This window comes from Lentimicrobium sp. S6 (assembly GCF_013166635.1).
GTDB lineage: Bacteria > Bacteroidota > Bacteroidia > Bacteroidales > UBA12170 > UBA12170.
Map to the genome: position 1 here is coordinate 18,488 of NZ_JABKBZ010000063.1, position 14,469 is coordinate 32,956.

A 14,469-nucleotide genomic window follows, 5' to 3' on the forward strand; every position below is an offset into this window, starting at 1 on the left:
AAGTAAGGGAGATGAGAAACTATATCATTATTGGAATACTATTATTAGGCGTAATTTCTTTAAACGCTCAGGACAAAAGCAATGAGGACATGAAACAAAAAATTGAGGACTTAGTTTCAAAAATGACTTTAGAAGAAAAAGCATCTTTATGTTCTGGCAGAGATGATTGGAGTACCAAGCCCATTGAGCGATTAGATATCCCATGGATTTGGGTTTCCGATGGCCCTCATGGTCTTCGCCGTGCTCCTGCAACTAATGTACCGGGTTATGGTGACCAATTACCTGCCACTTGTTTTCCTACAGCTTCAGCTTTGGCTGCTACTTGGGATTTAGATTTGATAGAGAAGTTGGGTGTAGCTCTTGGAGAAGAATGTCAAGCTCAGGATGTGAATGTATTATTAGGGCCTGGGGTTAATATTAAAAGATCGGTTTTAGCGGGAAGAAATTTTGAGTTTTTCTCCGAAGATCCCATTCTTTCTGGAGAACTTGGTGCTGCCTTTATTAATGGGGTACAAAGCCAAGGAGTAGGAACTTCTTTAAAGCACTATGTGGCTAATAATGTGGAAACCATGAGGATGTATAATAATTCTGATATGGATATTCGTACGCTTCATGAAATCTATTTAAGGCCTTTTGAAATTGCGGTTAAAAAGGCACAACCTTGGACAGTGATGGCCTGCTATAATCGAGTTCAAGGGATATACGGAACCGAATCTCCTTATATTTTAACAGAGGTATTAAAAAATCAATGGGGATTTGAAGGCATTGTGATTTCTGATTGGTTTGCTGTGGTTGACCGAGTGGAAGGAATAAAAGCAGGAATGCATATCGAAATGCCTGGTGTAAGTACCTTTAACGATGAACTCATAGTAGAAGCCGTTAAAAATGGCGAATTAGAGGCGTCTGTATTAGATGCTTTAGTGAAAGAAATTCTACAGGTGGTATTAAAAGCAAAATCTCTGGAGAAAGAAGGAGTGGAATTGGATGCACAAGCACACCATGCCTTTGCCAGACAAGTAGCAGCAGAGGCAGCAACACTATTGAAGAATGACAATAAGGTACTTCCTATAACTAAGAAGAAGTATAAGAAAGTGGCCATTATTGGTGAATTTGCTAATAATCCACGTTTTCAAGGAAATGGTAGCTCAGAAGTAAAACCCACTCAACTCGATAAAGTTCTCGATATTCTAAATCAAGAATATGGTAATGATTTTAAATTCACATACTCCCAAGGTTATAGCCTAACAGATGATGTAGATTATTCTATGATAGCCGAAGCTAAAGAAGCTGCAGCTAAAGCTGATATTGCTTTAGTATTTGCGGGCTTACCCTTACATTATGAATCGGAAGGAATTGATAGAACTCATATTGATTTACCTCCATCGCATAATAAACTGATCAGCGAAATTGCTCTAGTTCAAGAAAATTCAGTGGTAGTTTTAACCAATGGTTCTGCCATTACCATGCCTTGGATAAATGAGGTAGATGGAGTATTAGAGACCTGGTTAGGTGGACAAGCGGGAGCAGGAGCCACAGCCGATGTGCTTTTTGGAAAAGTGAATCCTTCCGGAAAATTGGCGGAAACATTCCCAATGAAACTAGAAGATACACCAGCGTTTTTTAATTTTCCTGGTGAGCAAGGAGAAGTGATTTATGGGGAGCGCATTTTTGTGGGCTATCGATATTATGACGAGAAGAAAATGGAGCCTCTTTTCCCATTTGGATTCGGACTTTCCTATACTACTTTTGAATATAGCGACCTCACAGTATCTGCTAAAAACATTAAAGATACAGATGGTTTAGTAGTAACTATGAATATTAAAAACACAGGAGAAACTAAAGGAAAAGAAATAGTTCAGTTATATGTAAAGGATGAAGAAAGCACTTTACAACGTCCCGAAAAAGAACTCAAGAAGTTTGCTAAAATAGAACTTAATCCAGGGGAAACCAAAGAAGTAAGTTTCGAACTCAATACTCGCGATTTTTCCTATTTCGATGGACATAGAGCGCTTTGGATTGCTGAAAGTGGTGCTTTTGATATTTTAGTTGGAGCTTCCTCTAGGGATATCAAACTACAAGAAACCATTCAACTACAATCTACTCAAATAGTGCCATTGGCTTATAATGAGTATACTTTCTTTAGAGAATACTGGGATAATAAAGAAACTCGTGAATTATTAAAAGCCATGGTTCCTCAATGGATTGGTAATTTTGTTCCCGAAGGAAAATCCTTAGACAATGCCGTATTTAATGACTTCCTTATTGATAATCCCATCATAAAATTACCTTATGTAACAGGAGGAGAAGTTGATCAGCAAGGGGTGAAAGATTTTATTGAAAAGTGTAAAGGAATTACATATACACCATAAATTAAAGATAAAATATAAAGGAAATAGATGCTATAAAGAGATATCACTATCAATACGAAACCAATTTAACTAAACTTACTAATACCACTCGTATACTAGATATCACTATAAACAACAAATGATAAATTTTTTATCATAAACAAACTAGAGTCTCTTTTTAGCTCTATCCTTTTTAAATATTGAAAAACATAATACAAAATAAGAAATAGATGCTTTAAAGAGATGTCACTATCAATACGAAACCATTTTAACTAAACTTACTAAAGCCACTCGTATGCTAGATATTACTACTTTTACTCAATGATAATTAAGATATTATGATGAACAAACTAATATATCTCTTTTTAGCTCTTTTTCTTTTTCCTGTTTTAGCCTCCTCTCAAAATAGAGAAGTCATTTGGTCCGACGAGTTTAATTATGAAGGACTACCAGATACGGCTAAGTGGGGCTACGATGTGGGTGGCAACGGATGGGGAAATAATGAATTGCAATATTATGCTGATGCTAGACTAGAAAACTCTCGAGTTGAAAATGGAAATCTAATTATTGAAGCCCACTACGAGTTTTTTAGTGGAAAAGCTTATTCTTCAGCTCGTCTCATTACTAAAAACAAAGGCGATTGGCAATATGGTTATTTCGAAATGAGAGCCAAACTTCCAAGCGGAAGAGGAACCTGGCCCGCCTTTTGGATGTTGCCCACCGATTGGGAATATGGAGGATGGCCCGGTAGTGGAGAAATCGATATCATGGAACATGTGGGCTACGATACCGAGAATGTCCATGGAACAGTCCACACCAAAAGCTATAACCACATCATCGGAACTCAAGTTGGTGTAGCAAAACCAGTCCCCGATTGTGAAGAGGCTTTTCATGTATATGCTTGCGAATGGACAGCCGATTACATCAAAATGTATATTGACGATGAACTTTATTTTACATTTGAGAATCAAGGAAATTGGCAAGCTTGGCCCTTCGATAAAAGATTCCACATTCTTGTCAACCTTGCTGTAGGCGGAAACTGGGGTGGAGTAGAGGGGGTAGATTCCGATGCATTCCCCACTCAATTTGTCATTGATTACATTAGAGTTTACGCTCCTGGAACTACGCCAAATGCCATTCCTGAAAAAGAGACAGACAAAACCATAAAGGTATATCCAAATCCTGCTCAAGAAAAATTATTCATAGATTCTAGTGAACATAATGGTCCTGAAGCTCTAGAGTTCTCTCTATATAACTCTTTGGGTAAGCTAGTTCTGAAAAGAAGCATACAAGAAAAGTTGGTGAGCTTGAATATCTCAGAATTAAAGGGAGGGATGTATTATTATCAAATTTCTTCAGGAAATGAAAATTTAGACAAAGGTCGTTTCATAAAGCAATAGATAATGAGTCAAAAAAAACCTAGAATTGTCATAGTAGATGCCTTACGAGGATTTGCTTTATTAGGAATCATATTGATTCACAGCATCGAACATTTTGATTTTTTCTATCCTCCAGAGCTAAACTATTTATTCTCACCTGCTCTTGATGGTTTTGTGTTTGAAACTATTTTCCTTTTAATAGCAGGAAAAGCATATTCCATTTTCGCTTTAATGTTTGGCTTTAGCTTTTTTATACAAATGGATAGGCAGAAACAATTAGGTATAGATTTCAGAGCCCAATTTATTTGGAGGTTGTTTATATTGATGGGTTTAGGTTTTGTGCATTCCTTATTTTACGAAGGAGATATATTGCACATTTATGCCATTCTAGGCATGAGCTTGGTTTTATTTGATAGATTTAAAACAAAACATTTGATCATTATTGCTGGTATCTTGGCCTTACAGATTCCAACATTAATTCAGCTAACAGTCGCATTGCTGAATCCAAATTATATATTTCAAGAAACTTTTGGAGCAGGATTATGGGGCATTGGCAGCGAAATATTTGCTAAAGGGAGCTTCTTTGAAGTCATAGAATATAATAACTGGCGAGCCAGAACAGCTGTTTGGGGCTGGACCTTTTATAATGGAAGATATTTAATGTTGATTGCTCTATTTATCTTTGGTTTGGTATTAGGGAGGGAACAATTTTTCCACAAATTAAAGGAGAATAAAAAAACGCTAGAAAAAATAGCCTTAATCACTTTCGTTTTTTCTGTGGTCATTATTCAATTCAAGACTTTATTAATCACTTTGCCCCTAGCTGAAACCCAGAGCTATTTTTTAAATATACTTTTAGGCGCTTATACCAGTTTCACCCATACCTTCTTTATCTTTTCAGTTTTTTGTCTCATTTATATCAAGTTTAGCGAGGCTAAAGTATTTAATTATTTAGCTGTTTATGGTAGAATGAGCCTATCAAACTATGTGGGTCAATCCATGATAGGAGTATTCATCTTTTATGGATATGGATTGGGCATGTACAGATTTATGGGTTCCACTTGGAGTTTGATTTATGGAATACTGTTTTTTATTCTGCAAGTCAGCTTTAGCCATTATTGGATGAAAAATTATTATTATGGTCCATTGGAATGGCTATGGAGAGCTTTGACTCAGCTGGACTTCTCGATTCCACTCAAAAGAAAAATAATTAATTCGAAGATTTAGTGTGTAATATTGCCATTGATTTTCATAACTTAGCGAGGTTAAATATTCAATTAATGGCTTCTAGATTACAAAAAACCTTTTTACTCTTTACTATATTGCTTTGTCTTTCTGGCTTTTCGCAGCAGAAACTTATAGGCACTTCTAGCGTACGAAACTATTCACGATCCGAAATTAATGCTGGAATCCAAAACTGGAGTATTCAGCAAGGCGATAATGGAAAAATGTATTTTGCCAATAATTCAGGATTATTGGAGTTTGATGGTGTAAATTGGAGAAACTTTCCAATAACCAATAATGGATTGGTTAGAAGCTTATATATTGATGTTGAAGGAATCATTTACGCTGGTGGATTTAATGAAATTGGATATTATAAAAAAAAGGAAGATGGGTTTTATCAGTTTCATTCTATTAGAAATTTAATTCCCAATGAGTATAATGATTTTGATGACGTCTGGAGAATATCTTTTAATTTGGATGGTATCATCTATCAATCCTTTTCTCAATTAATGATTTATAATGATGATAGTATTACGGTGATAGCAGCCCCTTCCGAATTTCATCTTTCTTATCAACTCAATAATAATTTTTATGTAAATGATATGGAACAAGGCTTATTGCGCTTGGCGATGGGTAAACTTTTTCCACTCAAAGGGGCCGAAAGTTTAAGGGGGAAAGAAATTTGGGGAATCTTAGAACACAATGATCAAATGTTGATATCCACGGCTTCCGATGGAGTTTTTACCTATGATGGGAATTCTGTAATCCCATGGGCTACAAATGTCAACGAGTTTTTAAAGAAGAATCAAATATTCTGCTCTTATAAAACGAAATCAGGAATATTATGCTTCGGAACCATCCAAAATGGATTAGTCATGGTGAATACCAAAGGCGAATTAATACAGCATTTAAACATGTCCGATGGACTTCAAAACAATACCATTCTTAGCATTGGTGAAGACAATTTGGGTAATTTGTGGTTAGGCACCGATAAAGGAATCGATTTTGTAGAAATTAGTTCTCCATTGTCGCGTATATCTTACAATTTTGGCGCGGGTACTGGATACACTGCCAGATATTTTGAAGACAATCTGTATTTGGGTACTAATCAAGGACTACAAGTTACGCAGCAAAATTCAACTTTGTCGAATAACTTGTTGAACAAAAAATTAAAAATCATCCCTAAAACCCAAGGGCAAGTTTGGTCCTTGAATGAAATAGATGGAAGCCTTTTCTGTGGACATAATTATGGGACGTTTATTATTGAAGGAGAAGAAGCCCAACAAATATCCGATATCCCAGGGGGCTGGGCCTATATTCAAACCCCAAAAGACTCTACTAAGGTAATCGGGGGTACTTATAGTGGATTAATACTATTTGAAAAGATAAATGGACAATGGGCCTTTAAAAAGGTGTTGGATGGCTTTTCCGAATCCGCCAGAGACATAGCATTTGATGGGGATGGATATTTGTGGATGATGCATGGCTTTAAAGGCGTTTATCGATTTATTCTTAGTGATGATTATGAAACCATATTGCAAGTCGATTATTTTAATTCAAGTAACTCCATTTTGGATGAACAGCTTTTTAGCCTCTGCACACTAAAAGGGAAAATACATTTTCTGACTGGAGATGGAATGTTCTCCTATTCCAATAAAAAAGAGGACTTTATAAGGGAGGATTTTTTTAAGCCTTTTATTAAGGATTCCCAAGTAAGAATGGTTAGTGAAGATAAAAATCATAATATCTGGTATTTTACTGCTGGGGAATTAGCTGTATTAAGGTTTGGAGAGGATGGTAAATACTATAATGTCACCCTCCCCTTTATGAAATTAAAAGGCCAATTTGTGAATGGTTTCGAGTTTGTAAACACCCAAAAAGAAGATCATTGTCTTATTGCTACAGAAAATGGTTTTGAGTATTATTCTCTAAAAGTTCAGAAAGATTATAATGTTCCATTTCAGTCCTATATTAATCAAATGCGGACCTTCAAACCCGATTCTGTATATTACTATTCTGCAACTGACAAACCCGTCCAAATTAATTATACCAATAACGATATAGAGTTCACATTTTCAGCCAACGATTTTGAAAACCCTAATGATGTAGTTTATTCTACCATGTTAGAGGGTTACGAGAAGGAATGGTCAGATTGGGACAGTAGAAACACAAAAGAGTATACCAATCTATTTGAGGGAAATTATACCTTCCAGCTAAGAAGCAAGAATATATATGGGGTTAGCACCCAAGCCATAGCGTTTAAATTCATTGTTTCCCCTCCATATTATCGTAGTATTCTGGCCTATATTATTTATTTCATAGCCTTTCTCATTTTCTTAATGCTGCTCTTTGTTATTATTAATAGAAGACTAAAAGCGGTAAAAAGCAAGCATGAAGAAGAACAAGCAAGATTGTTTCGTAAGAAGGAAGCAGAATTACAAAAAGAAGCTTTAGAAGCGGAGAAGGAACTCATAAAAATGAGGAATGATAAATTAAGACTCAGCATCAAATTAAAAAACAAAGAACTCGTTAACTCCACCTACGAAACCATACATAAAAATGAAATACTTATTCAGCTCATTAATGAACTAAAAGAAATTAGTACTAAAGTGACTAGTGAAGAGAATAAGCATCAATTAAGAATGATGCTCAAAAGAATACGAAAAGAAATTAATAACGATAAGCAATGGCAGGTTTTTGAAACCAATTTTGAAAATGTGCATGAGGAATTCTTGAAGAGAATCAAGTTAGCCTACCCAGGCTTAAGTCCTCGAGAGCTCAAATTATGTGCTTATCTAAGAATCAATAAATCAAGTAAAGAGATTTCACTACTAATGAATATCTCAGTAAGAGGAGTCGAGATTAGTCGATACCGTCTCAGAAAAAAATTGGAGCTTGATAGAGAAGTCAATTTAACCGAATTTATATTGAAATTTTAACATATTGCCCCTTCTTTTCTATATCAATGATTGATGTAGTAAGTAATATCCACCTATATATTTTTTAAGTATCACAATTACAGCACTATAAATGCATTATTGTTGTATTTTTGATGTAGTCAAAAATACAAATGATGTGTTTTTGATGAAGCTATATATTTGATATTACCTACCTGTAAAGCTATTTTCGCAATCGATTGTTACTAAATAATTTAACAAATCAATAATTTTTAATAAAAATTAAGACTCAATTTAATTAAAATCAATCGTATGAAAAATGTTTTACTAGTAGTTTTCGCTCTAATGTTGACTATTGGCCTACAAGCTCAAAGTATTACTGTCAGTGGTAGAGTTTTCGCTGAAGGTGATGATTTAGGACTTCCAGGAGCCACAATATTAGAGAAGGGAACCACCAATGGAGTTGTTACCGATTTTGATGGTAATTATTCCATAAGTGTATCCCCAGATGCTGTATTGGTATTCTCATTTGTGGGAATGGCAGGACAAGAAATGGCCGTTGAAGGCAGAACCCAAATTGATGTTACATTATCTAATTCAACAACTCTAGATGAGGTTGTTGTTATTGGTTATGGTGAAATCAAGAAAAAAGATGTAACAGGTGCGGTTTCTCAGATGAATGCTGAGAAAATCGAAAAGCTCAAACCTGTAAAGGTGGAACAAGCCTTACAAGGGACCATGGCTGGAGTTAATGTGACCAGTCAATCTGGTGCTCCTGGTTCAGGATACAATATCCGAATTCGTGGAGTTGCTACCAATGGTGATGCTGCTCCATTGGTTATTGTCGATGGATATGTGGGGGACTTAGGAACCTTAAGTCCTAGTGATATCGAAAGTGTGACTGTACTTAAAGATGCACAGGCAGCTATTTATGGAGCTTCTGGGGCAAATGGTGTAATCCTAGTAAAAACAAAACAAGGCAAAAAAAATTCACCAACCAGAGTTACGCTTAATAGTAGTTTAGGTATGCAGGAAACATCTAGGAAAATCCCACTGTTAGACGCTACTGAATATGCTGCAATTCTAAATGAAAGTTATGCTGCTGCAGGTGATCCAATTCCTTATCCAGACCTCTCTGGTTTAGGTCAAGGAACCAATTGGCAGGATGAATTATTTCAAACAGCACCACTTTTCGATAATAACTTAAGCGTGTATGGAGGTACTGAAAAGTCGACCTATACTTTAAGTGCTTCTGATTTACGCCAGCAAGGTATTATAGGTGGTGATAAAACAGGTTTTAACAGAAGTACTGCAAGATTAAGTTTAACAACTGAATTATATGAGTGGTTGAATTTTAGTACAAATGTTTCGTATTCTCATATTGACAGAAAAACTATAAATGATTTTGGTTTGGCCTCCGTATTGTTTAATGCCTTAAATATGCCATCAGTACATCCAGTTTATGGTGAATCAGGTGACTATTTTTTAGCTCCTAGCGATTTAGGTATCGAGGTGATTAATCCGATGGCTCAAATAGCTAATACTTATAATGATTATGATATCAATAAACTTTTCGGAAACGCCAGCTTAGATGCTAGTTTTGCTCAATATTTTAAAGCAACTGCACGTATTGGTTTTAATACTGCTTATGCTAAGTCTAAATCCTTTTCACCTATTGTTGATTACGGAGGAAAAGTTTTTGATGTTTCTAGAAGTAGTGTATATCAAGATAGAAACAACTATAACGATTATACATTCGATGCTTTTGTTACTTATGAAAGAACATTTAACGAAACACATCATGTTACTGCCATGCTTGGTACTACTGTTCTTAAAAGCTGGGGTGATTATTTAGGTGCAACAGGATATGATGTCCCTAATAATTCAGTGGATTTTGCCGATATCAGCCTAACAAATGGCTTAGTAGATTCTAAAAACATTGGTTCTTATGTTTATGATACTAGAAAGCTATCTTATTTCGCAAGAATGCAGTATGATTATAAAGGTAAATACTTAATATCTGCCATGCTTAGACGCGATGCTTCTATGAAGTTTGGACCGGAAAATGCAGCTGCATATTTCCCATCAGTAACAGGAGGTTGGATTTTATCTGACGAAGCTTTTATGAAGGACATTAATAATGTTGATTTAGTAAAGCTAAGAGGTAGCTACGGTATCTTAGGTAACGATAGAATTGGTGATTTCCTTTATCTTTCACAACTATCAGGAGAGGCCGTTTATGTATTTGATAATATGTTGACTTATGGTACTGCCATTGGTCCATTGCCAAATCCAAGTGTAAAATGGGAACGTTCAAAGCAATTTGACTTAGGTGCTGACCTAAGTTTCTTTCGCGATAAATTAGATTTCACTGTTGATTATTACTCTAAAGTGACTGATCAACTTCTAATTGGAAATATTCCTGTGTCAGGTATATTGGGCATCACTGCTCCTGGAGCTTCTGGCCCAACGGTAAATGCTGGAGCGGTTAAAAACAGTGGTTTAGAATTCTCAGTAGGTTATAGAGGTCAAATTGTAGAAGGCTTAAAATTCAATGTAAACTATAATGTGACCACTATCCGTAATGAAGTACTTGAAGTAGATAATGGAACCGGATTTATTGAGGGTGGTAATTTTAGTGTTGGACAACCATTGATTTCAAGAATGGAAGAGGGTCAACCCATTGGTTATTTCTATGGATACCAAACTGATGGTATTTTCCAAACACAAGCCGAAGTAGATGCACACCCCAGTCAAATAGCCTTAGGTGCTCCTGCACAACCTGGTGACTTCAGATTTAAAGATTCAAATAATGATGGTGTTATCAATACTGAGGATAGAGTGAACCTTGGTAATCCTATTCCTGATGTGGTTATGGGGTTTAGTTTTTCTTTGGATTACAAAGGAATTGATTTTGCTATTAATGCTTATGCATCTCTTGGGAATGATATCGTAAGAAATTATGAGAGAGCACAGCCAAATGTGAATAGAATGAGTTATATTTTAGACAGATGGACTGGTCCAGGTACCACTAATGAAGTACCAAGAGTAACAACTGCGGCAACTGCAAATAATGTATTCTCCGATTTTTATGTGGAAGATGGCTCTTATTTAAGAATTCAGAAAATTCAGTTGGGTTATACAATACCTGAAAGATGGACAAGCAAAGCATCTATTCAGAAATTTAGACTTTTTGCATCCATTGATAACCCATTTACATTCACAAACTATACTGGTTTCGATCCTGCTGCTTCAAATGGTAGCCCTATTGGAGCAGGTATCGATTATGGATTTTATCCTGCTTCAAGAATTTATACTTTCGGATTTAGCCTTAACTTATAATATTAAAAACTATGAAAAATTTATTATATAAAACAATCATGATTTTAGGGTTTATAGGCTTAATGATAACTATAAACTCTTGTTCCGACAATTTTGTTCAGGAAGCTCCTGAATACTCTATAGACTCAGAAAACTATTTTAATTCTGAGGACGATTATTATAAAGCCCTTGTTGGTGCTTATGATCTATTACAACCAACTTATCAAAATGTAATAGTTGGTGAAATTGCCTCAGATAATACACTTTGTGGTGGCGAAAGTCCTACAGATGTTATTGGCTGGCAACAGATCGATGACATGATACATACCCCTGTAAATAGTAATCTTCGTGAAATATGGAGCCTTATGTTTTCTGGCGTTCAGCGTTGTAATTATTTTATGGAATATAAAGACAAAACTGATTTTGATGGTAGAGAAGCCATGATTGGTGAAATCAGATTCCTAAGAGCTTATTATCATTTCGAACTGGTTAAATGGTTTGGTGGTATTCCTTTAAAAATTGATGAACGCTTTCAATTAGGTGATGAATTAAATATTCCAAGGTCTTCTGTTGATGAGGTTTATGCTCAAATTGAAGCTGATTTAATTGCTGCTGCAGCAGTTTTGCCCGATGTTCCTCTTCAACAAGGAAGAGCCACAAAAGGAGCTGCCTTGTCTTTATTAGGAAAAGCCTATTTATATCAAGAAGAATTTACTAAAGCTGCAACCACTTTAGATGAAGTCATCAATAGCGGTGTATATGTTCTTGCCGATAATTATAATTCAATATTTGAACACGAAGGTGAAAATGGCCCTGAATCTGTATTTGAAGTGCAATATACAGACCTTGAAGGTGCTGGTTTTGGATGTCTACAATGTAGTGAAGGTAATGTAGCCGTTGGTTTTAGTGGAGTTCGTTCTTACGATGGTCCTCTCTTTTCTTCCGGATTTAGCTTTAATGTTCCTACTGCCGAAGCTGCAAGTATTTATAGTCCTGGTGATCATAGATTAGGTGTAACCATTTTAGATATTGTGGCCTGGTCTGATACAGCTGGAGCTGGCTATTCAACAGGAAATGAGCATACTGGATATTTTAATAGAAAATATATTCCTCGTAAAAGAAGTGAGAATGCACAGAATGATCTTAACTTAACCAATCCTAACAACTATCGAGCTATCAGATATTCTGATGTATTATTGATGGCTGCTGAGGCAAATAATAGAGGTGGTATCTCTGATGCAAAAGCCCAAGATTATTTAAATCAAGTAAGAAGACGTGCATTTACTGATGAAAATCATGACATTACACTTTCTGGTGCTGATTTAACTGAAGCTATATATCATGAGAGAAGGCTTGAGTTATTTGGAGAGGGACATCGTTTCTTCGATTTAGTAAGAACTGGAAAAGCCGCTAGTGTTATAGATGGTTTTGTAGTGGGTAAGCACGAAGTTTTCCCCATTCCTTTAGAAGAGATTAACTTTTCTGCTGGTAACTGGTCTCAAAACCCAAATTATTAATTTAAAAGTCAGATAAAATGAAGATAATAAAAAATATATTGAGTATCGTTCTATTACTGGCCATTTTTAGTGCCTGTCAAAAGGACGATCCATCTTATAGTCTGGATAATATCCAGCCACCTTCAAAACTTGAGATCATGTTTGATGTTGCTCAAGATAATACGGGTATAGTTACCGTTTTACCCGCTGCTGAAGGGGTGACCGCTTATGAGGTTTGGTTTGGTGATGTTGAGGGAGAACTCCCTTCTAAGTACACTCTAGGAGAACTCATCTCTCATACCTATTCAGAGGGAAACTACAATGTAAAAGTTAAAGCAATTGGTTTAACAGGTTTGTCAACAATGGGTGAACAAGCTCTTACGGTTAGCTTTAAAGCTCCAGAGAACCTTGTGGTTACTGTGACTCCTGACCAAGTGAATCCTAGGATTGTTGAGGTGTCGGCTACAGCTGATATGGCAACATTAATCCATATCTATTTTGGAGATGTTGAAGACGAAACTCCTGTAAGCATTTTACCAGGTGAAGCTACACAACATACTTATGCAGAACCAGGTGATTATGAATTAAAAGTAATCGCTAAAAACTCTGGCTCAGCCACCACTGAATATACTGAAACATTAACTATCTTAGAAGCTAGTGACCCTATTACGTTACCTATAGATTTTGAATCTTTCACTGTGAATTATACTTTTTCCGATTTTGGTGGAGTGAGTTCTGCAGTAATCGATAATCCAGACGCTTCTGGTATCAATACCAGTTCTAAAGTTGGTCATTCTTTCAAATCTGCTGGTTCAGAAACCTGGGGAGGTAGTTTGTTAACACTAGGTGCTCCAATTGATTTTTCAGCCGGCAATTTATTTAAAGTAAAAGTATGGTCGCCTAAGTCTGGAGCTATTGTTAAACTAAAAGTTGAAAATTTAGATAGCGGTGATATAGCTTATGAAATGGATGCTACAACTACAACTTCCAACGAATGGGAAGAATTAGTTTATGATTTCTCAGGAATTGATGGAACTCAAAGCTATCAAAAAATAGTGATCTTCTTTGACTTTGATAATGTTGGAGATGATTCAGATTACTATTTTGATGATATTAAACTAGGTAGTGCAGCTCCATCAACAGGTTTAGTAGGAACTTGGAAAATGGCTCCAGAAGCAGGTTCGCTAGGTGTTGGTCCAGGACAAGGAGATATTTCTTGGTGGGCTATTGATGATGCTGGTGTAAGTGATAGAGGATGTTTCTTCGACGACGAATATGTTTTCTCAGCAAATGGCAGCTTTAGCAATGTTTTAGGTGCTGATACTTGGGTTGAAGCATGGCAAGGCGTGGAAGCAGACGGATGTGGAAGCCCTGTGGCTCCTCATGATGGCTCTGCGGCTGCCACCTATAATTACGATGAATCCGCCGGTACAGTTACTCTTAATGGAATAGGCGCTTATCTTGGAATTCCTAAAGCAAATAATGCTGGAGAATTAACAAGTCCAGCTGATGCACCAGAATCTATTACCTATATTATTGAACTACAAGATGGTGGAAATACAATGATTATTGATATTGAAGCTGGAGCAGGTGTTTGGTGGAGATACAAACTTGTAAAAGAAGGCGGAGGAGGAGAACCTTCTCCAATAGCTGGTACTTGGCAAATGGCTCCAGAAGCAGGTTCGCTAGGTGTTGGTCCAGGACAAGGAGATATTTCTTGGTGGGCTATTGATGATGCTGGTGTAAGTGATAGAGGATGTTTCTTCGACGACGAATATGTTTTCTCAGCAAATGGCAGCTTTAG

7 protein-coding genes are annotated in these 14,469 nt (G+C 36.2%); all 7 read left to right on the forward strand.

Translation table 11 applies throughout. The annotated features are described in order from the left end of the window. The first annotated feature begins 11 nt into the window (after positions 1-11). Positions 12-2,369: a glycoside hydrolase family 3 C-terminal domain-containing protein gene (locus tag HNS40_RS17185; RefSeq protein ID WP_172283121.1), complete on the forward strand. Its 2,358-nt coding sequence runs from the start codon at positions 12-14 to the stop codon at positions 2,367-2,369. Between the two features lie 317 nt (positions 2,370-2,686). Next, a complete protein-coding gene (locus tag HNS40_RS17190; RefSeq protein ID WP_172283123.1) occupies positions 2,687-3,748 on the forward strand; it encodes a family 16 glycosylhydrolase in 1,062 nt (353 codons plus the stop codon). Between the two features lie 3 nt (positions 3,749-3,751). Beyond that, complete coding sequence (locus HNS40_RS17195; RefSeq protein WP_172283125.1) at positions 3,752-4,954, forward strand: DUF418 domain-containing protein; 1,203 nt, start codon at positions 3,752-3,754, stop codon at positions 4,952-4,954. A gap of 53 nt (positions 4,955-5,007) precedes the next feature. Further along, positions 5,008-7,890, forward strand: coding sequence for a triple tyrosine motif-containing protein (locus HNS40_RS17200; RefSeq protein WP_172283127.1), 2,883 nt, complete (start codon positions 5,008-5,010; stop codon positions 7,888-7,890). A gap of 270 nt (positions 7,891-8,160) precedes the next feature. Then, positions 8,161-11,190 carry a TonB-dependent receptor gene (locus tag HNS40_RS17205; protein WP_172283129.1) on the forward strand — a complete coding sequence of 1,010 codons (3,030 nt, stop codon included), beginning with the start codon at positions 8,161-8,163 and terminating at the stop codon, positions 11,188-11,190. Positions 11,191-11,201: 11 nt separating this feature from the next. Beyond that, positions 11,202-12,686, forward strand: coding sequence for a RagB/SusD family nutrient uptake outer membrane protein (locus HNS40_RS17210; protein ID WP_172283131.1), 1,485 nt, complete (start codon positions 11,202-11,204; stop codon positions 12,684-12,686). Positions 12,687-12,703: 17 nt separating this feature from the next. Continuing rightward, positions 12,704-14,469: PKD domain-containing protein (locus HNS40_RS17215; RefSeq protein WP_172283133.1), on the forward strand; the 1,766-nt coding region annotated here is incomplete at its 3' end.

Coding starts and splice junctions, on each gene's coding strand:
- HNS40_RS17185 (WP_172283121.1), top strand. CDS start 12: ATGAGAAACTATATCATTATTGGAATACTATTATTAGGCGTAATTTCT.
- HNS40_RS17200 (WP_172283127.1), top strand. CDS start 5,008: ATGGCTTCTAGATTACAAAAAACCTTTTTACTCTTTACTATATTGCTT.
- HNS40_RS17195 (WP_172283125.1), top strand. CDS start 3,752: ATGAGTCAAAAAAAACCTAGAATTGTCATAGTAGATGCCTTACGAGGA.
- HNS40_RS17190 (WP_172283123.1), top strand. CDS start 2,687: ATGATGAACAAACTAATATATCTCTTTTTAGCTCTTTTTCTTTTTCCT.
- HNS40_RS17210 (WP_172283131.1), top strand. CDS start 11,202: ATGAAAAATTTATTATATAAAACAATCATGATTTTAGGGTTTATAGGC.
- HNS40_RS17205 (WP_172283129.1), top strand. CDS start 8,161: ATGAAAAATGTTTTACTAGTAGTTTTCGCTCTAATGTTGACTATTGGC.